The following is a 22,994-nucleotide window of genomic DNA, read 5'->3' as shown; positions in this document are numbered from 1 at the left end:
CGCGGTACGCGGGCAGAGAGAAGGAGGCAGAGGTGACTACATCCGCACCGGTCGCGCCGCGACCGACGCCGGAAGCCACCAAGAAGCCCCGGCGCCAGAGCTCGTTCAACGAGGGCACCGGTCGGCTCGCCGCGCTGTTGCTGTCACCGACCCTGATCGTTCTGCTCCTGGTGGTCGTGTACCCGATCCTGTCGGCCTTTCGCGAGTCGCTGTACCAGAGCGGTCAACGGATCGACGAATCCGGGTTCGTCGTCCAGGGCGACGAGTTCGTCGGATGGGACAACTTCACGGCGATCTTCCAGGGGGAGACCGCGGACCGCTTCTGGAACGCTTTCTACAACACCACGTTCTTCACCGTCACCTGCGTGATCCTCGAGACCGTGCTCGGTGTGGCGATGGCCCTGGTGATGCACAAGGCGTTCAAGGGCCGTGGTCTGGTCCGGGCCAGCATCCTGGTCCCGTGGGCGATCCCGACGGTCGTGTCGGCGCTGCTGTGGAAATGGATCTTCCAGGCCGACGGCATCGCGAACGCCATCCTCGGCACGCAGATCCTGTGGTCCACCGAGGGCTGGCAGTCGGTGCTGTCGGTGATCATCGCTGACACCTGGAAGACCGCGCCGTTCATCGGCCTGCTCGTCCTGGCCGGTCTGCAGACCATCCCGGACGAGGTGTACGAGGCGGCGAAGGTGGACGGAGCCAGTCCGTGGCAGACGTTCATCCGGATCACCATGCCGCTGGTGAAGCCGGCGCTGCTGGTGGCTGTACTGTTCCGCATCCTCGACACGCTGCGGATCTTCGACCTGCCGTTCGTTCTGGTCGGCCCGAACAAGGAGTCGGTCGAGACGCTGTCGATCCTGGCCTACCTGGAGGCGAACCAGACCCGGTACGGACCGGCGGCGGCGTACGCGACGCTGCTGTTCATCTATGTCGCGGTGGTCGCCTACGTGTTCGTGAAGGTGCTCGGCGCGGACGTCATCGGTGAGGCCCGGCAGGCCAAGCCGAAGAAGAACGGCAAGAACGGCAAGAACGGCAAGCTGCGCAACCGCGACGACCGGCCGGCGCTGGCCGGCGCGAACGCGGGCACCGGCAGCGGTGGAGGAGGTGCGTGATGGCGGTGGCAGCGAAGGCCCCGAACGTCATCGATGTCAAGGCGGCCGAGGCTCCGTGGTACCGGCGGTGGCTGCCGTTGGTCGGTCTCGGTCTGATCGTGCTCTACTGCCTGGCACCGTTCTACTGGATGGTCGTCTCGGCGCTGCGTCGGCCAACCGATCAGTTCGACAACTCGATCATTCCGCGGCGCTGGTCGTTCACGAACTTCACCGACGTGTTCCGGCCCGGGACCGGCTTCGGCCGGGCGCTGTTGAACAGCCTGATCGTGGCCGGCACGGTGACGATCCTGACGCTGATCATCGGCATGGTGGCGGCGTACACGCTCGCCCGGCTGGACTTCAAGTTCAAGAACGTCGTGCTGGCGATCATCATCACCACGTCGATGTTCCCGGGCATCTCGCTGGTGATCCCGCTGAAGAAGCTGTTCAGCGACATCAACTGGATCAACACCTATCAGGCGATGATCGTGCCGAGCCTGTCGTTCGCGCTGCCGCTGGCGGTGTGGAACCTGACCGCGTTCTTCCGGCAGATGCCGCGGGAACTCGAGCAGGCCGCCATGGTGGACGGCTGTACGCCGGCGCAGGCGTTCCGCAAGGTGATCATCCCGCTGGCCGCGCCCGGCGTGTTCACCACCGCGATCATTACGTTCATCGCGGCCTGGAACGAGTACCTGATCGCGCTGAGCATGGTGAACAAGAAGTCGATCCAGACGGCGAACGTCGTGATCACCCAGTTCACCGGCGCGTCCGGTCGTGACCAACCGTTCGGCAGCCAGATGGCAGCCGGCGTGGTCGTCACCATCCCGCTGGTGATCGCCGTACTCCTCTTCCAACGCCGCATCGTCGCCGGCCTCACCGCAGGCGGCGTCAAGTAAGCGGTCCACTCAACAGAAACGGCCGGAGCCCGCACAGGCTCCGGCCGTTCGCTGTTCACGACAGGTTTGGTGTGTGCCTGACGGCACACTTAAGGTAACTCTCTGTGCCCGCCTCCCATGCCTTCGTCGACGAGTCGGTTCGCAACGGCTACCTGCTCTCCGCCGCTGTGATCTCGACCGGCGACCTGTCGGTTGCGCGCGGCAAACTCCGTGAGTTGTGCAAACCCGGTCAGCGACGGCTACACATGAGGGACGAGAACGACAGCCGGCGCCGTGAGATCCTCAGCACCCTTGCAGGATTGGGCATCCAGGGGCACCTGTACCGAGCGCCGGTCGCCGGCCGACCGATTCGTCAAGCGCGGGATCAGTGTCTCCGGGCGCTGGTTCCCGATCTCCTCGATCTTGGTGTTGCGCGACTGGTGATCGAGTCGTGCAGCCAAGACCGTCAGGACGAGCGGGTGATTCAGCCGATCCTCAATCGGCGCGGAGTCGCTCAATTCACCTGGCTCCATTCGGCGCCGGCCGCCGAGCCGTTGCTCTGGGCAGCGGATGCGACCGCCTGGGCCTTGGGAAAGGGCGGGGACTGGCGCCGTCGAGTGAACGACATCGTGGCGGACATTGTCGACCTGCCCTGAACGCGCGAAACCCGGGCGACCAGTCGTCCGGCTGGCTCCCGGGCCCACTTCCTCAGCTCCCGCTTCGGCATTCCTAGTTTAGCTGCAGGCTTCGGCGATCGCCAAAGCCTGCAGCTCAACTCATCACCCTCCGGTCAGAGCTCGAGCCAGACCGTGGTGTCTGGGGGGAGGTTGTTACCGGGGAGGGGGTGGCTGGTGAGGAGGATGGATTTGTGGGTGGGGAGGGGGATGGGGGTGGGGCCCAGGTTGACGATGCAGCGGAAGGTCGAGGCGCGGGTGAAGGAGAGCACGTCGGCGGGAGCGTCCTCGTCCCAGGTGAGGCGGCCTTCGCCCAGCGCGGGGTGGTCGCGGCGGATCCGTAGCGCCTGCTTGTAGAGGTTGAGGTGACTGTCTGGATCCGCGGCCTGCGCTTCGGCGGTGAGGGGAGCCCAGTCGATGGGCTGGGGGAGCCAGGGCTGACCGGCGCCAGGGCCAAAGCCGTACGGCGGTTCCGACCCGGACCACGGGATGGGTACCCGGCACCCGTCCCGCCCGCGCACCGTATGACCGGACCGCTCCCACGTCGGATCGTCGAGCACGTCCTCCGGCAGATCCTCCACTTCGGGCAGCCCGAGCTCGTCGCCCTGATAGATGTACGCCCCGCCCGGCAGCGCCAGTTCGAGCAGCGCCGCGGCCCGCGCCCGGCGCAACCCCAGCTCGAGATCGGTCGGTACGACGCCCGCGCCTTCCAGCGCGTCCTTGGGCGCGCGTCCGTACCGCGTGCGGTGCCGAATCGTGTCGTGGTTGCTGAGCACCCAGGTCGCGGGTGCACCGACTGCCCACAGGTTCTCGGTGGTGTGGTCGATGACCTCGCGCAGTTCCTTGGCGTCCCACGTCGCCCGCAGCGCGTCGAAGTTGAACGCCGAGTGCAGCTCGTTCGGGCGCACGTACTGCGCCAGCCGCTCCGCCGGCGACAGCCACGCCTCCGCCACGAAGACCCGCGGCCCCTGCGGCGTATCGGCGTACTCGTCCGCGATCGCCCGCCAGCGCTGGTGGATGGTGTGCACCCCGGGCTGGTCGTAGAACGGGTTCCCGACGTACTTCTCGCGCGTCGGCTCACCGTTGTGCAGCGGTACGTCGGGCAGCGCGGGATCCTTGGCCATCGAGTCGGCGACGTCGATCCGGAACCCGTCGACACCGCGGTCGAACCAGAACCGCAGGATCGAGTCGAACTCCTCGATCACCTTCGGGTGGTCCCAGTTCCAGTCCGGCTGCGAGATGTCGAACAAGTGCAGGTACCACTGCCCGTCGTCGATCTGCTGCCAGGCGCCGCCGCCGAACGCGGCCGGCCAGTTGGTCGGCGGACCGCCGTCGCGCGAGTCCCGGAACCAGAACAGGTCTCGCTCCGGAGAACCCTTACCCGCCGCGAGCGCCGCCTTGAACCACGGGTGCTCCCAGGAGCAGTGGTTCGGCACCAGATCGATCAGAATCCGCAGCCCGAGCGCGTGTGCCTCGGCGATCAGCGCGTCGGCGTCCGCGAGCGTGCCGAACTCCGGGTTGATGTCGCGGTAGTCGGCCACGTCGTACCCGCCGTCGAGCAGCGGCGAGGGGTACCACGGGCTGATCCAGAGGGCGTCGACGCCGAGGTCGGCGAGGTACGGCAGCCGGGCACGGATGCCGTTCACGTCGCCGGTGCCGTCGCCGTCGGCGTCCGCGAACGAACGGGGGTACACCTGATAGACGACCGCGCTACGCCACCAGTCGTCCACTGGTCTGGTTCCGGATTCAGGCACTGGATCGCTCATGCGAACTAGCGTGACACGAAGGCCGCCGCGCGTGTGACAGTCGTCTCAGCGTGTACCCCGGCTGTTGCCGCCGCCGTCGGGGTGGCTAGTCTCAGGCCGACGGAGCGCGCCGGCGACCGTGCCCTACTTCATCGGGTCAGCCCGCCTGCCGCGGCCTACTCGAACAGGTGCGAGAGAGGGACCACAGTCGTGGACTTGATGGAATACCAGGCGAAGACCGTCTTCGCCAAGCACGGAGTGCGGACGACCGTAGGTGAGGTCGTCACGACTCCGGAGGAAGCCCGCGCGGCAGCCGAGAAGATCGGCGGCCGGGTGGTCGTGAAGGCCCAGGTCAAGACCGGCGGGCGCGGCAAGGCCGGCGGTGTGAAGCTGGCCGCGACCCCGGACGAGGCCGAGGAGAAGGCGCGCGAGATCCTCGGGCTGGACATCAAGGGTCACGTCGTCAAGATCCTGAACATCGTCCCGGCCGCGGCGATCGCCGAGGAGTACTACTTCTCGTTCCTGATCGACCGGGCGAACCGCAACTACCTGTGCATCGCCTCCGCCGCCGGCGGGATGGAGATCGAGGAGGTCGCGCACACCAACCCGGACGCGGTCGCGAAGATCTCGATCGACCCGGCCACCGGTGTGGACGAGGCCAAGGCGCGCGAGATCGCGGAGGCGGCGAAGTACCCGGCCGACGTGCTGGACGCCGTCGTACCGGAAATCGTCAAGCTGTACGGCGTCTTCATCAGCGAGGACGCGTCGCTGGTCGAGGTGAACCCGCTGGTCAAGCTCGAGGACGGCAACGTCGAGGCGCTGGACGGCAAGGTCTCCCTGGACGAGAACGCGGACTTCCGGCACCCGGACCACGCCGAGTTCGAGGACGTGGCGGCGGCCGACCCGCTGGAGGCGGCGGCCAAGGCCAAGGGCCTGAACTACGTGAAGCTGGACGGCTCGGTCGGCATCATCGGCAACGGCGCCGGCCTGGTCATGTCGACGCTGGACGTGGTCGCGTACGCCGGTGCGGAGTTCGGCGGCGTGAAGCCCGCGAACTTCCTCGACATCGGCGGCGGCGCGAGCGCCGAGGTGATGGCGAACGGCCTGGAGATCATCATCTCCGACCCGCAGGTGGAGAGCGTCTTCGTCAACGTCTTCGGCGGCATCACCGCCTGTGACGCGGTCGCGAACGGCATCGTGCAGGCCTTCGAGCTGCTGGCGAGCCGCGGCGAGGCCGTGACCAAGCCGCTGGTCGTCCGGCTGGACGGCAACAACGCCGAGGAGGGCCGCCGGATCCTCGACGAGGCCGGCCTGGCCGGTCTGGAGCGCGTCGACACGATGGACGGCGCGGCGAAGCGCGCCGCCGAGCTGGCTGCGAAGTAAGGGATCGCCGAACAATGTCTATCTTCCTGACCAAGGACAGCAAGGTCATCGTCCAGGGCATGACCGGCTCCGAGGGCACCAAGCACACCACCCGGATGCTCGCCTCGGGCACCAACATCGTCGGCGGCGTGAACCCGCGCAAGGCGGGCCAGAGCCAGGACTTCGACGGCAAGGCGGTGCCGGTCTTCGGTACGGTCGCGGACGCCGTCAAGGAGACCGGCGCGAACGTGTCGGTCATCTTCGTCCCGCCGAAGTTCACCAAGGACGCCGTACTGGAGGCCGTCGAGGCCGAGGTGCCGCTGGTCGTGGTGATCACCGAGGGCGTGCCGGTGCACGACACCGCAGCGTTCTTCGCCGCCGCGCAGGCGTCCGGCAAGACCCGGATCATCGGGCCGAACTGCCCGGGCATCATCACGCCGGGTGAGTCGAACGCCGGCATCATCCCGGCCGACATCGCCGGCCAGGGCCGGATCGGCCTGGTCAGCAAGTCCGGCACGCTGACGTACCAGATGATGTACGAGCTGCGCGACTTCGGGTTCTCGACCGCGATCGGGATCGGCGGTGACCCGATCATCGGGACCACGCATATCGATGCGCTGCAGGCGTTCCAGGACGACCCGGACACCGACGCGATCGTGATGATCGGTGAGATCGGTGGTGACGCCGAGGAGCGGGCGGCCGCGTTCATCAAGGAGAACGTGACCAAGCCGGTCGTCGGGTACGTCGCCGGGTTCACCGCGCCGGAGGGCAAGACGATGGGTCACGCGGGCGCGATCGTGTCCGGTTCGTCCGGTACGGCGGCCGCGAAGCAGGAGGCCCTCGAGGCCGTCGGCGTGAAGGTGGGCAAGACGCCGACCGAGACCGCCAACCTGATGCGCGGGATCATGCAGGGGCTGAGCAAGTAGCACCCCCGACGAACGGGACCTGCCCTCGCGAGAGGGTGGGTCCCGTTGCTACTTGTAGACCAGCGAGCGGTCGGCGGCGCGGACCAGCGTCTCGTTGAACGCGGCGTCGGTCAGATCGAGCTTCTTCAGCACCGGGAACAGCAGGTACACCGCGCGGTCGCCGGATGCGGCGATCCCGATCCGGTAGACGAACTTGTTCCCGTTACCGGTGTCGTACGTCGCCTTCCAGCTCTTGCCCGTGACGGTCGGGGTCTTGACCGTACCGGTCGACTCGACCTCGGCGTTCGACACGTTCTTCTCGCAGGCGTCGACGTTCTTCTTGATCTGTTCGACGAAGCTCGCGGCCGCGTTCGCGGTGGCGAACTTCGCGACGGTGTTGTCGAGCCCGAACTCGGTCGGCACCTTCGCCTCGGGCGTCACATACGTCACTGTGCCGTACTTGGCGGCCCTCGCCTTGCGCAGGTCGAGTTTCTCGCACTGGGTGCCGGTCGTGGTCTTCGCCGCCGGCGGCGCGCTCACCCACGGCTTGTCGATCTGGGCCAGGATCGGCAGATCGACCGGGGCCATGAAGCCGGGGGTGTCGGTGTTCGGCAGCAGGGCCGGTTTCGCGATCGGGGCTCCGGTGCCGCAGCCGCCGGTCTGCTCGCAGATCTTCTTCGCCGCCGCGCTCGCCGTCGCGAGCACCGCGCTCGGCCGCGGTGGCGCGGCGGACACGGTGTCGTGCTCGACGACCATGGTCGCCTGTCCCGCCAGCGTGACCGCGACGGTCCGGTACTTCGTCGTTTTCGCGCCGGGCAGCTGACTGAAGACCGCTATCACGCCCGCCTGGCCGACGCCGGCCGTCGAGTACCCCGCCGAGAGCCGGGTCTGCGGTGTCGTGCACTGACTCAGCCAGCGGACGACGGTCGTGTAGGTCTTGGCCGCGGTGGCCTTGTCGTTCGACACGTCGATGTACTGGACGGCGGTTTCCTTGGTGGTCGAGTTCTGCAGGGTGCGCACCCAGGTGCGCAGCCCGGCCGGGTCGGCGAAGCGCTGCATCTGGCAGGCGAACGAGTTGTCCGGCGCCGACGTACCGTCCGCGGTCTTGGTGACTGTCCAGGTGCCGGTCGGTCCCAGCGTCTTCGCGGCCGCGGCGTCCAGCAGCGCCTTGTCGTCGGACAGGATGTCGGCCGCCGACTTGTCGTCCGCGGGACCGCTGCCGACCTTCGGGCCGGAGCCGTTGTCGCCGCCGAACGCGTTCAGCGCGGCGACACCGCCGCCGCCGACGAGCACCACGACCGCGGCGCCGGCCGCGATCGTCTGGTTCCGCTTGCGCGCCTTCTGCCGACGCGCCTCCCGGGCAGCGGCGCGACCGCCGCCGCGTGGTGCACGGTGGGAACCGGCCAAAGCTCGACCTCCTGACTGATTCCACCCGACAGTACCCGGTGAACCCGCGACCGCCCCACTCAGCTACCACCAGGCGAACAGCGGTGAACCGAGCGTGAGCGAGCGGGCTGAAGTCTCCCACATCCGGCGTGTCAGGACGAGCGCCGTCCGGTCGCGGAGAGACGATGGGAGCCGGATGACCGACATGCTGAGCCGCCCGGGCGCGCGGGACGGCGACAAGAGTGCCGCGCAGACGTCGGAGATCGCCGACCGGACCAAGCCGTTGGTCGTGTCGGCCGTGATCTCCGCCGGAGCCTGCCTGCTGACCGGTCTGCTGACCTGCGCCGCGGTGGCCGTCATCGGCTGGCTGGCGGCCACGTTCGGCGGAGCCTCGGGCGCGGTCCGCGCCGGTGCGTCGGCCTGGCTGGTCGCGCACAAGGCCGGTGTGACCCTCGGTACCGGCCGGATCAGCATCGCGCCGCTCGGCCTGACCCTGTTCTTCGCCTGGTGCCTGTACCGCGGCGGCAAGTCGGCCGCGCGGTCCAGTGGTGCGGACCGGACCAAGGAGCTGATCGGGCTCGGGCTGTCGTTCGCGCTCGTCTACGGGCTCGGCGGGCTGATCGTGGCGTTGCTCACGGACGAGGGCTCGCTCAAGGTGTCGCCGCTGGCGGCCTTCCTGGGCACGTTCTCGCTCGCGCTGGTGGCCGGGCTCGCCGGCATCGTGGTCGAGTCCGGAGCCGGCGCCGACATCGCGGACGCGACACCGGCGGGGGTGCGCGACGTCGTACCCGCCGCGTTGGCCGCCGTACTGACCGTGATGGCGCTGGCGTCGTTGTTGTACGCCGTACTGCTGGCGATCCATTTCTCTCGGATCACCGCGATGCTCGAGCTGCTGAACGCGGGCGTGGTCGGGTCGGTCGTGTTGTTCGCGATCTGCCTGATGCTGCTGCCGAACTTGGTGCTGTTCGCCGTGGCGTTCCTCGCCGGACCCGGTTTCCAGCTCGGGGCCGGTACGACGATCGCCCCGACCGGCGTGGACGTCGGCAGCCTCCCGGCGTTCCCGTTGCTGGCCGCGGTACCTGCCGACGGCGCGACCCCGTCGTACCTGCTCGCCCTGACCGCAGTCGTCCCGCTCGTGGCCGGCGTGATGGCGGGGCTGGTCGTCGTACGGCGTGGGCTCGCGGAGGAGGACGCCTACGCGCTGGGTTGGGACGCGTTCGCGCTGCGCGGCGCGATGGCGGCGGCGGTCGCGGGCATCGTCCTGTTCGCGCTGCTCGTGCTGTCCGGCGGGTCGGCCGGGCCGGGGCGGATGGCCGCGGTCGGCGTCCCGGCAGCACTGCCCGCGGCCGGCGTGCTGGCCGCGGGGATGGCGATCGGCGCCGCGGTCACGGCCGCGATCGTCTCGTCCCGCCGCCCGGCTGACGGGGACCTCGGCGCCGAGCGATAGGCTTCCGGCCGTGACTTCTGCTGCTGACTCCGGTTCTGCACGTCTGGTCGTGCTCGTGTCGGGGTCGGGGTCGAACCTGCAGGCCCTGCTGGACGCCTGCGCCGACCCGGCGTACGGCGCTCAGGTCGTCGCCGTCGGTGCCGACCGGGACGGCATCGCCGGGCTGGACCGCGCCGTGGCCGCCGGGGTGCCGACGTTCGTGCACAAGGTCAAGGAGTACCCGTCGCGGGCCGACTGGGACCGGGCGCTGACCGCGTCGGTCGCGCAGTACCAGCCCGATCTGGTGGTTTCGGCCGGGTTCTTGAAGCTGGTCGGGGACGACTTCCTGGCCGCGTTCGGCGACCGGTACATCAACACCCACAACGCGCTGCTGCCGGCCTTCCCCGGGATCCACGGTCCCCGGGACGCGCTGGAGTACGGCGTGAAGGTCGCCGGGGCGACGCTGTTCTTCGTGGACGGCGGCGTCGACACCGGGCCGATCATCGCGCAGGTCGCCGTACCCGTGGCGGACGACGACACCGAAGAAACCCTGACCGAGCGGATCAAGGAGGTCGAACGCCGCCAGCTGGTGGAGTGGGTCGGCCGCCTGGTCCGCGACGGCTGGACCATCACCGGACGAAAGGTTCGACTGAAGTGAGCACCGACCGCAGGCCGATCCGCCGCGCGCTGATCAGCGTGTACGACAAGACCGGCCTGGAGGAGCTCGCGGCCGCGCTGCACGCCGCCGGCGTCCAGATCGTGTCGACCGGATCCACCGCGGCCCGGATCTCGGCGAGCGGTGTGCCGGTGACCAAGGTCGAGGAGCTGACCGGATTCCCGGAGTGCCTGGACGGGCGGGTCAAGACGCTGCACCCGATGGTGCACGCCGGCCTGCTGGCCGACGTCCGGCGGGACGAGCACGTCGAGCAGTTGCGCGAGATGCGGGTCGAGCCGTTCGAGCTGCTGGTCAGCAACCTGTACCCGTTCACCGAGACGGTCGCCTCCGGCGCCTCGGTCGACGAGTGCATCGAGCAGATCGACATCGGCGGTCCGTCGATGGTGCGTGGCGCCGCGAAGAACCACGCGAACGTCGCGGTCGTCACGTCCGCTTCGCAGTACCCGTCGTTGCTCGCGGCGCTGAACGAGGGCGGCTTCTCGCTCGAGCAGCGTCAGCAGCTGGCCGCGGCGGCGTTCGTGCACACGGCGGACTACGACATCGCGGTCGCGTCCTGGATGGGCAACGTGCTCACCGACAGCTCGGAGGGCTCCGGCTTCCCCGCGTGGGTCGGTGCGTCCTGGGAGAAGTCGGCCGTCCTGCGGTACGGCGAGAACCCGCACCAGCCGGCCGCGCTGTACCTGAACGGCCGCGGCGGTCTGGCCGCGGCGGAGCAGCTGCACGGCAAGGAGATGTCGTACAACAACTACGTCGACGCAGATGCGGCCCGGCGTACCGCGTATGACTTCAGCGAGCCGGCGGTCGCGATCATCAAGCACGCCAACCCGTGCGGGATCGCCGTCGGCAAGGACATCGCCGAAGCGCACCGCCGTGCACACGAGTGCGACCCGGTGTCGGCGTACGGCGGTGTGATCGCGACGAACCGTCCGGTCACGGTCGACCTGGCCAAGCAGGTCGCGGAGATCTTCACCGAGGTGCTGGTGGCGCCCGGCTTCGACGACGGCGCGGTCGAGATCCTGCAGGCGAAGAAGAACATCCGGCTGCTCGTCGCGCCGGAGGTGTCCGCGGACGAGACCGTGGAGCTGCGCGCGATCAGCGGCGGCCTGTTGCTGCAGCACCGCGACCGCTTCCAGGCCGAGGGTGACGACCCGTCGGCATGGACCCTGGCGGCCGGCGAGGCTGCTTCGGACGAGGTGCTGGCCGATCTCGCTTTCGCGTGGAAGGCCTGCCGCGCGGTCAAGTCGAACGCGATCCTGCTCGCCTCGGGCGGGGCTTCGGTCGGCGTCGGCATGGGGCAGGTCAACCGGGTCGACTCGTGCCGGCTCGCGGTCTCCCGAGCGGGCGAGCGCGCCGTGGGCTCCGTGGCCGCGTCGGATGCGTTCTTCCCGTTCCCGGACGGCCTCGAGGTGCTGATCGGAGGCGGCGTGAAGGCGGTCGTCCAGCCCGGCGGCTCGATCCGCGACGAGGCCGCCATCGAGGCCGCCAACAAGGCCGGCATCACCATGTACTTCACCGGCACCCGGCACTTCTTCCACTAGATGATTGATGCACGGCCCGAAGGTGTGCACGCTCGACAGTTAGTGTGGTGCGGGGCGGGTGCGTTCGGTGTCTGATTCACGCTCGGCTGTGGCCCGTGGCACGGGAGACGTCCTGTCGACCTGACACGCGCCACGACGTGGTTGGTCGCCAGCTGACTGTGCGCCTCGGCGAGGATCCCGTATGCGGCGAACAGTTTGGGGTCGTCACGGACCTTCGCCTGTTTGAGCTCGAGTACGGCGTGCAGCCAGGCGCGCAGGCGACGTACCGGGGGAATCGTGGGGTCGGACGCCATCTCGGTGAGCTGATCGCGGTGCTGGTCGAGCCAACGTCTCGTCACGGTCTCCCGCAGTACCTGCGGCACGGAGATGTTCGTAGGCAGGTCAGGTTGCAGATTTCAAGTTCTGTAACTTGTGGCGATACATCAGCTGGGTCCCGTCGGCGCGGGTGGTATCGGTCAGCGTCCAGCCGCTCTTGACGTAGAAGTTCTGGCCCTGCGGGTAGTCGGCCAGCGTCCACAGGATCGCCTGGTCGTACTGCGCCGCGAGCTCACCGAGCGCCTTCCGCAGCAGCGCAGTACCGACCCCGTGCCGCCAGTACGCCGGGTCGACGGCGATCGTGTCGAGCTCCCCCAACCCCGCCTCCACCGGATCCCGGCTGTCCCCGATTCCCACGAACCCGGCGAACTCACCGTCGTACTCCGCGACCCACCAGTTGCCTCCAGCAACCGTTTCCCTCCAGCGTGCCACCCGCTCCGCGGTCAGCACAGCCGGCGGCATCAATTCCCCGAACCCCTGATTCCACGAAGCCACATAGACCCGAGCAATCTCGCCGGCATCCGCCGGGTCCGCAGGGCGTATCGAGGTCATGGTGCGTCAACCGAGCACGAGTCGCTCGTCGCCGAAGTCCGCGACATCCCCTGGCTCCTGACGTTGATCTTTGGAGGGTTTCTGGCGTGTGGCGGGGCAGAATCCTCCACTGTCATGCGGAAAACCCTCCTGGGAGAGTATTCCGCATGACTGCTCGTGGAGGCGGCAGCCAGACAATTGCGAGGTTGCGATCGCCGGTGTATCGCCCGCCGCCCGCCGCAATCCGTCGGCCACGGGCCGACGGGCGGCGTCCCGCTGACAGGCGCCTGTCAGTTGGGGACGATCAGGCCGAGGACGGCGATGGCGGCGGCGGTGAGGAAGAGGAAGGTGGTGTCGAACGCGCGGCCGCGGACATGCAGGAGGCCGGCGGCGCGGTCGGAGAGGCCGGCGCGGAGCAGGCCGGCCAGGCCGACGGCGCCGGCGAAGATGAGGACGCCGTTGCGCCAGTCGTAGAACCAGAGCACGACCAGGCCGCTCAGCGCGACCAGCAGGGTCAGCGCGAGCGGCCAGTTGCTCCGGCGCTGGGCCTCGCCCGCCATCAGCACGCCGTACCGGATCCGGCGGCTCGCGCGCCGCTCACTGCGGCAGGCTCGCTTCGGCGGCCTCGACCACGTTGGTGAGCAGCATCGCCCGCGTCATCGGACCGATCCCGCCGGGCATCGGCGCGATCCACGCGGCCTGCTCCCGGGCGGCGTCCTCGATGTCGCCGACAATCTTGCCCTCGGCGTTGCGGCTGGTGCCGACGTCGAGCAGGACGGCGCCCGGCTTCACCATGTCCGCGGTGATCAGGCCTGCCGAACCGGCCGCGGCAATCACGATGTCGCCGGTACGGACGACCGACGCGAGGTCCTTCGTCCCGGTGTGGCACTGCGTCACGGTCGCGTTCTCGCTGCGCCGGGTGAAGAGCAGCCCCATCGGCCGTCCCGCGGTCACGCCACGTCCGACGACGACCACGTGGGCGCCGGCGATCGGTACGTCGTACCGCCGCAGGATCTCCACGCAGCCCTTCGGGGTGCACGGCAGCGGACCGTCCTGGCCGAGGACGAGTTTGCCGAGGCTGACCGGGTGCAGCCCGTCGGCGTCCTTCGCCGGGTCGATCAGGCCGAGGATCGTGTTGGTGTCGACGTGCTTGGGCAGCGGCAACTGGACGATGAAGCCGGTGCAATCCGGATTCTCGTTGAGCTCCTGCACCTTCGCGGCGATCTCGTCCTGGGTCGCGGTCGCCGGCAGCTCGACCTGGATCGAGGCGATCCCGACCGCTGCGCAGTCGCGGTGCTTGCCGGCCACGTACGCCCGGCTGCCCGGGTCGTCGCCGACCAGGATCGTGCCGAGCCCGGGCACCACGCCCTGCTCGGCGAGTTTCGCGACCCGGACCTTCAGTTCGTCCTTGATCGCCGCCGCCGTCGCCTTGCCGTCCAGAATCTGCGCCGTCACGACCCCAGAGTCTGCCACGCGCCCGATCCTCCCGGGCAGCCGGATCGCCGCGGCCGGGAATGCGGGTGCTCTTGCCACGGTTCGAGCAGGTAGTTTATTCTTGAACTATCAACCAGAGGAGCACGCCATGCCCGCCGTGACCGTCAGCGACATCACTGTTCTGCCCAGGATCAGCGCGCAGGACCCGGCCGCGACGCGGGAGCGTCCCGTGCAGTCGGTGACCTCCGCGCCGAGCGGCTACGAGGGCGAGGGATTCCCGGTCCGGCGCGCCTTCGCGGGCGTCGACCTGCGCGACCTGGACCCGTTCATCCACATGGACCAGATGGGTGAGGTGGAATACGCGCCCGGCGAGCCGAAGGGCACACCGTGGCACCCGCACCGCGGCTTCGAGACCGTCACGTACATGCTCGACGGCATCATGGAGCACCAGGACTCCAACGGCGGTGGCGGCGTGATCTCCAACGGCGACACGCAGTGGATGACCGCGGGCAGCGGTCTGCTGCACATCGAGACGCCGCCGGAGCATCTGGTGATGAGCGGCGGCCTGTTCCACGGCATCCAGCTCTGGGTGAACCTGCCGAAGGCGCTGAAGTGGGCGCCGCCGCGCTACCAGGACATCCGCGGCGGCGACTCCGCGCTGCTCTCCACGCCGGACGGCGGCTCACTGATCCGCGTGATCGCCGGCTCGGTCGACGGGCACGACGGTCCGGGGTCGACGCACACGCCGATCACCCTCGTGCATGCGACGGTGAGTCCGGGCGCGGAGATGGTGCTGCCCTGGCAGCCGGACTACAACGCGCTCGTGTACGTCCTGGCCGGCCAGGGCACGGCCGGCGCGGAACGCCGGCCGATCCGCAAGGGTCAGCTGGCCGTCTTCGGGCCCGGTGACACCATCCGTACGGCGGCGAGTACGTCGCAGCCGCAGGCCGAACCGAACCTTGACGTCCTGGTCCTCGGCGGCCGCCCGATCAAGGAACCGATCGCGATGGCCGGACCGTTCGTGATGAACACCCGCGCCGAGGTGATCCAGGCCTTCGAGGACTTCCAGGCCGGCAAGCTGGGCTCGATCCCGGCCGTGCACGGCGCCCCGACCGAGCTCCGCAGTACCGAGTGACTGCTACCCGTCGGGGTCGAAGCCGCTACCCCTCCGGGTAGAAGAGGAACAACGTGCAGCCCGTCGCGGACTGCGGAACGTGGGACGACCCCGCCGGCGCGTGAATGAACGAGCCGGCGGGGTAGTCGCGCTCACCGTCGTTGAACACGCCGTCGACGACGAAGACCTCCTCCGGTCCGGGATCGTGGACGTCGATACCTTGCCAGTGCGATCCCGGATCCATCTCCAGGACGAACGCCTTCGCAACCTTGCCGGACCACAACGGCCGCAACCTGATGCCGGGGAACACTTCACGGATCGGTGCGTCGTCGACCGACGACCACGTGTATTTCTCCAGGTCTTGCTTCTCTATGTCTCCCGATCCTGGCCGGGATCGTCGCCGCACCCCAGTGTCAGGAAAGTCTCGATGAGGTACTTTCCTGCCATGCATCGCGTTGTCGCACTGGTGGCCGCGCCGCAGGCGAGTTTCGAGTTGGGCTGTGCCGCGGCGGTGTTCCGCGACCCGCCGTACCGTTTCGGGGTCTGCACCGAGGAGCCCGGAAACGTTCGCAGCACCGAGGGTTTCGACATGGTGGTGACGTCGGGACTGCGGGCGCTGAGCCGGGCGGACACGATCGTGATCCCGGGCTGGCTGCCGATCAATCGGGAGCCGAGCGACGCCGTCGTCCGCGCGCTGCTGCGCGCGCACCGGCGCGGCGCCCGGCTGGTCAGCATCTGCTCGGGCGCCTACTTGCTTGCGGCAACCGGTCTGCTGGACGGCCGGCGGGCGGCGACGCACTGGCGGTACGCCGACGAGCTGCAGCGCCGATTCCCCGCGGTGCAGGTGGATCCGGACGTGCTGTACATCGACCACGGTGATGTGGCAACGAGCGGCGGTTCCGGTACCGGCATCGACCTGTGTCTGCACCTGGTACGCCGTGACCAGGGAGCGTCGTACGCGTCCTGGGTCGCGCGCCGCATGGTGATGCCGCCGCATCGCGAAGGCGGTCAGTCGCAGTACCGCTCGGAGGGTGCGTCTCTGCTCGATCGCGGCATTGACGAACCGCCGACCCGGCGTGGTGGCAGTTCCTCCGCGGGGGCCGAGTCGTTGGGTGCGGCGCTGGACTGGGCGGTGGCGCGGTTGGACGAGCCGATCACGGTCGAGGACCTGGCGAAACGGGTCAACGTGTCACCACGGACGCTGGCACGGCGGTTCGAACAGCAGTTGGGTACGGCGCCAGGGCAGTGGCTCATCGCTCAACGGATCGCCAGAACCCGCGTACTACTGGAGGAAACCGACCTTTCCGTCGAGGCGATCGCCACCCGCGTGGGCCTCTCCTCCGCCACCAACCTGCGCCGCCGCTTCCGGGCCGCCCTCCATACCACCCCCACCGCCTACCGCCGCACCTACCAAGGCAAGTAGCTGCCGCCCACCGCCTGCCCCACGCAGCCGCCCCACGCAGCCGCCCCGACGCAGCCGCCCCGACGCAGCCGCCCCGACGCAGCTGCCGCCAGCCAGGCGACCGCACGTCCCGCCCGGCGAACGCCGTGGTGCGCAGACGGTCGAGCGAGCTTGCCCATTCATCTGCAGGGTTGCCCATTCAAATTTTGAGTGGGCAACCCTCCAGTTGAGGGGTTACCCACTGGAGTGGAGGGTTTGCTCGTCGGGAGGGGCGGCGTCGTGGTGCGTCGATGGTTGGGCAAGGCCCACCGTCCTCCCATTTCCTCACCGCATCATCGACGGGAACCGCGCGACTGACGGGAACCGCGCGACTGACGGGAAGCCGCGCGACTGACGGGGAAACCGCACGGCTGACGGGAATCGTCAAGCGGAGGTGGGTGCGCAGGGGCGTCTGGTTAGGGTCGCGGGTATGGCGACTGTTGCGGAGGATCTCGCGCCCACCGGTGTACTGCGGGTTTCGATCAATTTGGGGAATCCGGTGCTGGCGCAGGGAACGGCGCAGGCGCCGCGGGGCGTGACGGTGGATATCGCGCGGGAGGTCGCGCGGCGACTGGGGCTGCCGGTGGAATGGGTGTGTTTCGACGCGGCCCGGAAGTCGTACGAGGCCCTGACCACCGGCCGTGCGGACCTCGGCTTCCTCGCGATCGAGCCGGCGCGGGCGGCCGAGGTTGCGTTCACGGCGCCGTACGTCGTGATCGAGGGTGTGTTCGCCGTACCCCGGGACTCGGCGTTGCGCACCGTCGAGGATGTGGATGCGCGCGGCGTGCGGATCGGGGTGAAGGAGGGTTCGGCGTACGACCTCTACCTGACCCGGACGTTGCAGCGGGCCACGGTGGTCAGGGGTGCGGAGGGTGCGGAGGCGTTCCGTGCCGAGGGGTTGGAGGTGGCGGCGGGGATTCGGCAGCCGATCACGCGGTACGTGGCCGAGAACCCGGAGCTGCGGTTGATCGACGAGCGGTTCATGGAGATCCGCCAGGCTGTCGCCATGGCGCTTTCGAAGCGGCCCGAGACCGTGGCTTACCTGTACGACGTGATCGAGGACCTGAAGGCGTCGGGTTTCGTTGCCTCCTCCCTCACCAGGTCCGGCCAACCCGACGCGACGGTCGCCCCACCCGCCAGACCCGAGATGCGGTGACCCACGGAAGTTGCCAAGGCAACAACCTGCCGTGGCAGGTTGTTCGGCGCAACATCTTGATGAGGCCGGTGCATTGACTCTGTGAGTGGTCGCGCGTGCGCGTCAGGTGAGGACCCGCGGGCGACCCATGTGAGGACAAATCGAACCGGGAGGGACTCATCTTGGCGTTCACACCACGATCGAGGCGCCGCGGCCTGACCGCCGTCGCCTCGATCGTCACGTTCGGGCTCATCGCCCCCAACTCAGTCGCAGCCGCCCTGCCGACTTGACCGCAGCCGCCCCGGCCCCTACCCGAGCGGAAGTCGAACCGAGGACCGTCACCCTCATCACCGGTGATCGGGTCACGCTGCGCGGGCCCGGTGGCAGCCGGGCCACCATCCAGCCCGGCGAAGGCCGCGGCGCAGTCACCTTCGGCACGTACCGATCCGGCAATCATCTGTACGTCGTCCCGTCCGACGTGAGTGCTCGCGTCGCGAAGGGAACGCTGGATCGCCGCCTCTTCGACGTGACCGCCCTCGCCGAGGCGGGGTACGGCGACGAACTCCCGCTGATCGTCACCTACAACGGGAAAGCCCAGCAGACGCGCCGAACCATCCCCGGAGCAACCCTTGCCCGTCAGCTTCCGGTCATCAACGGCGCAGCACTGGTGGTCGGCAAGGAATCATCGGTGCTGACCTAGCCGGACATCGAGAAGATCTGGCTGGACGGCAAGCGTAAGGTCACGCTCGACCGATCGGTGCCGCAGATTGGTGCGCCGGCCGCATGGACATCGGGATACACCGGCAAAGGGGTTCCGGTTGCCGTCCTGGACACCGGTGTCGACGCGTCGCATCCGGATCTGGCGACCCAGGTGGCCGGCAGTAGGAACTTCACCGAGTCCCCCGGCGGTGATCACTTCGGTCACGGCACGCACGTCGCCTCGACGATCGCCGGTACCGCGGCGGCTTCGGCCGGCAAGTACAAGGGCGTCGCACCGGAGGCCACGCTGTACGACGGCAAGGTCTGTGACGACTTCGGCGGCTGTCAGGAGTCCGCGATCCTGGCAGGCATGGAATGGGCCGCGACCGAGGTCAAGGCCAAGGTCGTGAACCTCAGCCTCGGCGGCACCGACACCCCCGAGATCGACCCGCTCGAGGAGGCCGTCAACCGGCTGACCGCAGAGACCGGCGCCTTGTTCGTGATCGCCGCCGGCAACAGCGGCCCGGGGGAGCGCACCGTCGGGTCGCCCGGTAGCGCGGACGCCGCGCTGACCGTCGGCGCGGTCGACAAGCAGGACCAGTTGGCCGGCTTCTCCAGCCGCGGCCCACGCGTCGGCGACAACGCGGTGAAGCCGACATCACCGCGCCGGGGGTCGCGATCGTGGCGGCGAGGGCGAAGGACTCGATCATCGGCATCCCGGTGGGTGACGACTACCTGAACCTGGACGGTACGTCGATGGCGACGCCGCACGTCGCGGGAGCGGCGGCAATCCTCGCCCAGCAGCACCCGGACTGGACAGCGGCCGAGCTCAAGGGCGCACTGATGGCGTCGGCCCGGCCCGCCGCGGATCAGACTGCCTTCGAGCAGGGAGCCGGTCGGGTAGATGTTGCCAAAGGCATCAAACAGACCGTGATCGCCGAGTCGGGCAACATCTCGTTCGGTACGGCGCAATGGCCGCACGACGACGACGCGCCCGTCACGAAGACCGTGACGTATCGCAACCTCGGCGACCAGCCGGTCACCCTCGGCCTGGCCGCCTCGCTGAACGGCCCGGACGGCGCGGCCGCCCCGGCGACCGCCCTGGAGCTGAGCGCCTCGACCGTCACGATCCCCGCAGGCGGTACGGCGACCGTGCAGGCCACGTCCAACACCAACCACGACGGTCCGGACGGACCGTACTCGGGCCGGCTCACCGCCACCGCGGACGGCGTCAGGGTGACCTCGGCGCTCGCCGTCGAGAAGGAAGCGGAGGCCTACACCCTGGCGCTGAAGTCGATCGGACGCGACGGCAAGCCGATCCCGTTCGAAGGGTCGATCTTCGGGCTGGAACGCAACTTCTTCGAGTTCCTCGGCAGCGACAGCGACACGCTCACGCTGCGGTTGCCGAAGGGCGAGTATCTGGTGCACAACGTGCAATACATGCTGGAGCCGAACAACAGCGTCACCACCTACGGGCTCGTGCAGCCGTCGGTGAAACTCGCCGCGTCCACGACCGTGGTTTTCGACGCGCGGACCGCGAAGCAGGTCAAGGTGAGCGTGCCGCAGGCCGGCGCGCAGGCCGCGCTCGCCGACATCGGGTTCGACCGCATTTCCGCAGACGGGCGGTACCGCTTGACCTACTCGGGTCTGAGCTTCGGCCTCGATGTCGTCTACACCGCACAGGTCGGGTCGGCCGCGCTGCCCGCGGAGCAGTTGCTCGGCCACGTGTCGACGCAGTGGGCGAAGCCGAGCGCCAACGGATCGTTCGACAACTCGCCGTACTACACCGGCCAGCTCGACACGTTCCCCGGGAGGTTCCCGACCGGGTTTGTCCGAGCCGTGAAGGCGAAGGACCAGGCGGTCGTCCGGCAAGCCGTCCACGCCGCGGGCGACCGCGCGCACGAGCGCACCGTCTTCGGCTTTGCGCCGGGGATGGATGCTGTCTGGGGGAGGAGGCTCGGTTACGGCAAGGCACCGCTGACGACGACCCTGTACGTCGACGGGCAGCCGGCCACCTGGCAGACGGTGGTGGCACAGATCGTCCCGGGGACCGATCCGCAGTACCCGGTTCCGCAGACCGTCAGCCAGCTGACCTCGCTGGACAACTCGTACCGGCCGGGCAAGTCGTACGACGAGCGCTACTACGCCGCCGCTCTTGGGGCCGGCGCGGGCCGGGCGGTTCGGCTCGAGAACATCCTGTACGTGCCCGTGGAGAGCCTCGGTGACGCGGACGGGCACGCCGGATTCGTCCTGCCCGACTCCGGGTCCAGCAGGCTGATCCGGGATGGGAAGGTCATCGCCGAGGCGACGGGCTTTGGGTACGTCGAGGCGGCGGACCTGCCCGCGGTGAAGTCGACGTACACGCTGGAGACGACGCAGACGCAATCGAAGATCCCCTTTGCGACCCGGACCGACCTGCGCTGGACATTCAGCTCGGCGGCGGCCGAGGACAGGACGGAGCTGTCGATGCCGAGCGTGCGCTACCAGCCCCCGGTGGACAGCCGCGACCTCGCCGCACGCAAACCGGTGACCGTCCTGCCGATCGTCGTCGACGCGGCGGCCGGCAAGATCCGGAAGCTGACCGTCGAGGTGTCCGGCGACGACGGCAAGACCTGGCGCAAGGCCGCGGTCGCGCCGATCGGCAACGGCCGGTACAAGGCGATCTTCCCGACGCCGGCCGGGAAGGCCGTCTCGTTGCGGGCGACCGTGACGGACACGGCCGGGAACAGTACGACGCAGACCGTGATCGCGGCGTACGGCCTGCGCTGAGGGCTGAGGGCTGAGCTGCTGAGACAGCAGAACGCCCCCTGGAAGCAGCGTTCCAGGGGGCGTTCGCGCAGCTGAAGTCAGGCTGATCTCACGGCGAGGTCAGCCGATCAGGCCGAGCTCCTTGACCGCGTCGCGCTCCTCACCGAGCTCGGCGACCGAGGCGTCGATCCGGCCGCGGGAGAACTCGTTGATCTCCAGGCCCTGGACGATCTCCCAGTTGCCGTCCTTGGTGGTCACCGGGAACGACGAGATCAGGCCCTCCGGGACGTCGTACGAGCCGTCGGACACGACCGCCATCGACAGCCAGTCGCCCTCGGCCGAGCCCTTCAGCCAGTCGCGGGTGTGGTCGATCGTGGCCGCCGCCGCGGACGCCGCGGAGGAGGCGCCGCGGGCCTCGATGATCGCCGCGCCGCGCTTCTGCACGGTCGGGATGAAGTCGTTCTCCAGCCAGTCCTGGTCGTTGACGACCTCGGCCGCGTTCTTGCCCGCCACCTCGGCGTGGAAGATGTCCGGGTACTGCGTGGCGGAGTGGTTGCCCCAGATCGTCAGCTTCTTCAGGTCGGTGACGTGGGTGCCGGTCTTCTTCGCCAGCTGGGCCAGCGCCCGGTTGTGGTCCAGGCGGGTCAGCGCGGAGAACCGCTCGGCCGGAATGTCCGGCGCGTTCTGCTGCGCGATCAGCGCGTTGGTGTTGGCCGGGTTGCCGGTCACCGTGATCCGGATGTCGTCGGCGGCGTGGTCGTTCAGCGCCTTGCCCTGGACGGTGAAGATCGCGCCGTTGGCCTCCAGCAGGTCACCGCGCTCCATCCCCTTGGTCCGCGGCCGCGCACCCACCAGCAGCGCGATGTTGACACCGTCGAAGACGACGTTCGGGTCGTCACCGATCTCGATCCCGGCCAGCGTCGGGAAGGCGGAGTCCTCGAGCTCCATGACGACGCCCTCGAGCGCCTTCAGAGCCGGCGTGATCTCCAGCAGCCGCAGCTCCACCGGGGTGTCCGGCCCGAGCAGCGCTCCGCTCGCGATCCGGAACAGCAGGCTGTAGCCGATATTCCCCGCGGCCCCGGTAACGGCCACCTTCACCGGTGTAGTGCTCACGACACACTCCTAGATCATCCGATTGTGTGCTTCGGACGCTAGCAAGCCGCGGGCCGGCCTCCAACGCCGGGTTCACGCCTAGAGCGTGTCTGACAAACATTGGGGCTGTTCGTTGAGAGCCTTGGTGTCGTGTCGAGGTTTCGGTTGTTGTCGGATGTGCAGTGGTCGTTGATCGCGTCGATGCTGCCGGCTCGGACCGGCCGGCAGGGTCGTCCGTTCGCCGATGCCCGCACGATGGTCGAGGCGATCATCTACCGGTACCGGTGCGGGATCGCGTGGCGGGATCTGCCTGAGGTGTTCGGGCCGTGGCAGACGGTCTGGACCTGGCACCGGCGCATGGCTGCTGACGGTACGTGGGATGAGGTGCTGGCCGCGTTGACTGCCCAGGCCGACGCCACGGGTCGGTTGGATTGGTCGATCGCAGTCGACTCCACTATCGCTCGCGCGCATCAGCACGCGACCAACATCGCGCGCCACACAGGGGGCTGGGTCGAATTACAAGAATCCGCGGGCCGAGCCGCCTGATCACGGGCTCGGCCGCTCTCGCGGCGGGCTGTCGACCAAGATCCATCAGCTGGTAGACGGGCATGGACTGCCGCTGGTGATCGCGGTGACCGCCGGCCAGGCCAACGACGCACCGGCGCTGCTGCCGCTGCTGGCCCAGTTGCGTGTTGCCCGGCCGCTCGGCCGTCCGCGCACCCGCCCGGACCGGCTTCGTGCCGACAAGGCCTATTCCTCGCGCGCGATCCGAACCCATCTGCGCGAGCGCGGGATCGTCGCGGTGATCCC

Annotated in this window: 22 protein-coding genes and 1 pseudogene; 15 read left to right on the top strand and 8 right to left on the bottom strand. The window is 68.9% G+C overall.

The features are described from left to right. Nucleotides 1–32 precede the first annotated feature (32 nt). The 3 genes from AB0B82_RS24620 to AB0B82_RS24610 all read left to right on the top strand — a co-directional run bounded on the left by AB0B82_RS24620 (nucleotide 33) and on the right by AB0B82_RS24610 (nucleotide 2,619). On the top strand, nucleotides 33–1,109 hold the full coding sequence (locus AB0B82_RS24620) for a sugar ABC transporter permease (RefSeq protein ID WP_360172874.1): 1,077 nt from the start codon (nucleotides 33–35) through the stop codon (nucleotides 1,107–1,109). Next, nucleotides 1,109–1,984 (top strand): carbohydrate ABC transporter permease, encoded by an 876-nt coding sequence (locus tag AB0B82_RS24615; RefSeq protein WP_360172871.1) that lies wholly within the window; start codon nucleotides 1,109–1,111, stop codon nucleotides 1,982–1,984. Before AB0B82_RS24620 ends, AB0B82_RS24615 begins: the two co-directional genes overlap by 1 nt. A gap of 245 nt (nucleotides 1,985–2,229) precedes the next feature. Continuing rightward, a complete protein-coding gene (locus tag AB0B82_RS24610; protein WP_360172868.1) occupies nucleotides 2,230–2,619 on the top strand; it encodes a hypothetical protein in 390 nt (129 codons plus the stop codon). Between the two features lie 134 nt (nucleotides 2,620–2,753). Here the strand turns inward: AB0B82_RS24610 and AB0B82_RS24605 are convergent, their stop codons facing one another. Continuing rightward, nucleotides 2,754–4,403: a glycoside hydrolase family 13 protein gene (locus tag AB0B82_RS24605; protein ID WP_360172866.1), complete on the bottom strand. Its 1,650-nt coding sequence runs from the start codon at nucleotides 4,401–4,403 to the stop codon at nucleotides 2,754–2,756. Nucleotides 4,404–4,592: 189 nt separating this feature from the next. On the opposite strand from AB0B82_RS24605, the gene sucC reads away from it, so the two are divergent. Further along, a complete protein-coding gene (gene sucC / locus AB0B82_RS24600) occupies nucleotides 4,593–5,765 on the top strand; it encodes an ADP-forming succinate--CoA ligase subunit beta (RefSeq protein ID WP_360172864.1) in 1,173 nt (390 codons plus the stop codon). 14 nt (nucleotides 5,766–5,779) lie between these two features. After that, a complete protein-coding gene (sucD, locus tag AB0B82_RS24595; protein ID WP_360172862.1) occupies nucleotides 5,780–6,670 on the top strand; it encodes a succinate--CoA ligase subunit alpha in 891 nt (296 codons plus the stop codon). Nucleotides 6,671–6,718: 48 nt separating this feature from the next. On the opposite strand, the gene AB0B82_RS24590 is transcribed toward sucD, so the two are convergent. Then, nucleotides 6,719–8,056 (bottom strand): hypothetical protein, encoded by a 1,338-nt coding sequence (locus AB0B82_RS24590; protein ID WP_360172859.1) that lies wholly within the window; start codon nucleotides 8,054–8,056, stop codon nucleotides 6,719–6,721. Between the two features lie 175 nt (nucleotides 8,057–8,231). Between AB0B82_RS24590 and AB0B82_RS24585 the strand changes: the two genes are divergently transcribed. The 3 genes from AB0B82_RS24585 to purH are packed head-to-tail and all read left to right on the top strand — an operon-like array spanning nucleotide 8,232 to nucleotide 11,675. After that, nucleotides 8,232–9,482 (top strand): DUF6350 family protein, encoded by a 1,251-nt coding sequence (locus tag AB0B82_RS24585; protein ID WP_360172856.1) that lies wholly within the window; start codon nucleotides 8,232–8,234, stop codon nucleotides 9,480–9,482. 10 nt (nucleotides 9,483–9,492) lie between these two features. After that, complete coding sequence (gene purN / locus AB0B82_RS24580; protein ID WP_360172853.1) at nucleotides 9,493–10,119, top strand: phosphoribosylglycinamide formyltransferase; 627 nt, start codon at nucleotides 9,493–9,495, stop codon at nucleotides 10,117–10,119. After that, nucleotides 10,116–11,675: a bifunctional phosphoribosylaminoimidazolecarboxamide formyltransferase/IMP cyclohydrolase gene (gene purH / locus AB0B82_RS24575; protein ID WP_360172850.1), complete on the top strand. Its 1,560-nt coding sequence runs from the start codon at nucleotides 10,116–10,118 to the stop codon at nucleotides 11,673–11,675. Before purN ends, purH begins: the two co-directional genes overlap by 4 nt. On the opposite strand, the gene AB0B82_RS24570 is transcribed toward purH, so the two are convergent. The 4 genes from AB0B82_RS24570 to AB0B82_RS24555 all read right to left on the bottom strand — a co-directional run bounded on the left by AB0B82_RS24570 (nucleotide 11,672) and on the right by AB0B82_RS24555 (nucleotide 13,976). Beyond that, nucleotides 11,672–11,968 (bottom strand): hypothetical protein, encoded by a 297-nt coding sequence (locus AB0B82_RS24570; RefSeq protein WP_360172945.1) that lies wholly within the window; start codon nucleotides 11,966–11,968, stop codon nucleotides 11,672–11,674. The genes purH and AB0B82_RS24570 overlap by 4 nt on opposite strands. Before the next feature lie 88 nt (nucleotides 11,969–12,056). After that, nucleotides 12,057–12,542, bottom strand: coding sequence for a GNAT family N-acetyltransferase (locus AB0B82_RS24565; RefSeq protein WP_360172847.1), 486 nt, complete (start codon nucleotides 12,540–12,542; stop codon nucleotides 12,057–12,059). A 269-nt stretch (nucleotides 12,543–12,811) separates the two neighbouring features. After that, nucleotides 12,812–13,081 (bottom strand): DUF3017 domain-containing protein, encoded by a 270-nt coding sequence (locus AB0B82_RS24560; protein WP_360172844.1) that lies wholly within the window; start codon nucleotides 13,079–13,081, stop codon nucleotides 12,812–12,814. A gap of 37 nt (nucleotides 13,082–13,118) precedes the next feature. Further along, nucleotides 13,119–13,976: a bifunctional methylenetetrahydrofolate dehydrogenase/methenyltetrahydrofolate cyclohydrolase gene (locus AB0B82_RS24555; protein ID WP_360172942.1), complete on the bottom strand. Its 858-nt coding sequence runs from the start codon at nucleotides 13,974–13,976 to the stop codon at nucleotides 13,119–13,121. A gap of 127 nt (nucleotides 13,977–14,103) precedes the next feature. On the opposite strand from AB0B82_RS24555, the gene AB0B82_RS24550 reads away from it, so the two are divergent. Next, on the top strand, nucleotides 14,104–15,090 hold the full coding sequence (locus AB0B82_RS24550; protein ID WP_360172841.1) for a pirin family protein: 987 nt from the start codon (nucleotides 14,104–14,106) through the stop codon (nucleotides 15,088–15,090). Between the two features lie 25 nt (nucleotides 15,091–15,115). Here AB0B82_RS24550 and AB0B82_RS24545 read toward each other — a convergent pair whose 3' ends face one another. Then, on the bottom strand, nucleotides 15,116–15,475 hold the full coding sequence (locus AB0B82_RS24545; protein ID WP_360172838.1) for a cupin domain-containing protein: 360 nt from the start codon (nucleotides 15,473–15,475) through the stop codon (nucleotides 15,116–15,118). 39 nt (nucleotides 15,476–15,514) lie between these two features. Here AB0B82_RS24545 and AB0B82_RS24540 point away from each other — a divergent pair, with 39 nt between their 5' ends. The 4 genes and pseudogenes from AB0B82_RS24540 (at nucleotide 15,515) to AB0B82_RS24525 (ending at nucleotide 21,113) form a co-directional block, all read left to right on the top strand. Further along, entirely contained in the window at nucleotides 15,515–16,492 is a 978-nt protein-coding gene (locus tag AB0B82_RS24540; RefSeq protein WP_360172835.1) for a helix-turn-helix domain-containing protein, read from the top strand. 448 nt (nucleotides 16,493–16,940) lie between these two features. Further along, nucleotides 16,941–17,666, top strand: coding sequence for a transporter substrate-binding domain-containing protein (locus AB0B82_RS24535; protein ID WP_360172832.1), 726 nt, complete (start codon nucleotides 16,941–16,943; stop codon nucleotides 17,664–17,666). Between the two features lie 265 nt (nucleotides 17,667–17,931). Further along, nucleotides 17,932–18,345, top strand: a complete 414-nt coding sequence (locus AB0B82_RS24530; RefSeq protein WP_360172829.1) for a hypothetical protein — start codon at nucleotides 17,932–17,934, stop codon at nucleotides 18,343–18,345. A 57-nt stretch (nucleotides 18,346–18,402) separates the two neighbouring features. Continuing rightward, nucleotides 18,403–21,113 (top strand): annotated as a pseudogene (locus AB0B82_RS24525) (S8 family serine peptidase). A 99-nt stretch (nucleotides 21,114–21,212) separates the two neighbouring features. On the opposite strand, the gene AB0B82_RS24520 reads toward AB0B82_RS24525, so the two are convergent. After that, complete coding sequence (locus tag AB0B82_RS24520; RefSeq protein WP_360172826.1) at nucleotides 21,213–22,205, bottom strand: malate dehydrogenase; 993 nt, start codon at nucleotides 22,203–22,205, stop codon at nucleotides 21,213–21,215. Between the two features lie 129 nt (nucleotides 22,206–22,334). Between AB0B82_RS24520 and AB0B82_RS24515 the strand changes: the two genes are divergently transcribed. Further along, nucleotides 22,335–22,730 (top strand): transposase, encoded by a 396-nt coding sequence (locus AB0B82_RS24515; RefSeq protein ID WP_360172823.1) that lies wholly within the window; start codon nucleotides 22,335–22,337, stop codon nucleotides 22,728–22,730. After that, nucleotides 22,615–22,994, top strand: a 380-nt coding sequence (locus AB0B82_RS24510) for a transposase (RefSeq protein WP_360172939.1), incomplete at its 3' end; no start/stop codon positions are given. The genes AB0B82_RS24515 and AB0B82_RS24510, both read left to right, overlap by 116 nt.

The sequence above is a fragment of the Kribbella sp. NPDC048915 genome, from assembly GCF_040649595.1.
Taxonomy (GTDB): Bacteria; Actinomycetota; Actinomycetes; order Propionibacteriales; family Kribbellaceae; genus Kribbella.
This window is presented reverse-complemented; position numbering and strand designations above follow the sequence as displayed.

Bases quoted from the DNA above. Each gene is read 5' to 3' on its own strand.
- AB0B82_RS24540 (WP_360172835.1), top strand. From the start codon at position 15,515: ATGCATCGCGTTGTCGCACTGGTGGCCGCGCCGCAGGCGAGTTTCGAG.
- AB0B82_RS24605 (WP_360172866.1), bottom strand. From the start codon at position 4,403: ATGAGCGATCCAGTGCCTGAATCCGGAACCAGACCAGTGGACGACTGG.
- AB0B82_RS24560 (WP_360172844.1), bottom strand. From the start codon at position 13,081: ATGGCGGGCGAGGCCCAGCGCCGGAGCAACTGGCCGCTCGCGCTGACC.
- AB0B82_RS24570 (WP_360172945.1), bottom strand. From the start codon at position 11,968: ATGGCGTCCGACCCCACGATTCCCCCGGTACGTCGCCTGCGCGCCTGG.
- AB0B82_RS24550 (WP_360172841.1), top strand. From the start codon at position 14,104: ATGCCCGCCGTGACCGTCAGCGACATCACTGTTCTGCCCAGGATCAGC.
- AB0B82_RS24535 (WP_360172832.1), top strand. From the start codon at position 16,941: ATGGCGACTGTTGCGGAGGATCTCGCGCCCACCGGTGTACTGCGGGTT.
- AB0B82_RS24585 (WP_360172856.1), top strand. From the start codon at position 8,232: ATGACCGACATGCTGAGCCGCCCGGGCGCGCGGGACGGCGACAAGAGT.
- AB0B82_RS24610 (WP_360172868.1), top strand. From the start codon at position 2,230: ATGAGGGACGAGAACGACAGCCGGCGCCGTGAGATCCTCAGCACCCTT.
- AB0B82_RS24565 (WP_360172847.1), bottom strand. From the start codon at position 12,542: ATGACCTCGATACGCCCTGCGGACCCGGCGGATGCCGGCGAGATTGCT.
- AB0B82_RS24615 (WP_360172871.1), top strand. From the start codon at position 1,109: ATGGCGGTGGCAGCGAAGGCCCCGAACGTCATCGATGTCAAGGCGGCC.
- sucD (WP_360172862.1), top strand. From the start codon at position 5,780: ATGTCTATCTTCCTGACCAAGGACAGCAAGGTCATCGTCCAGGGCATG.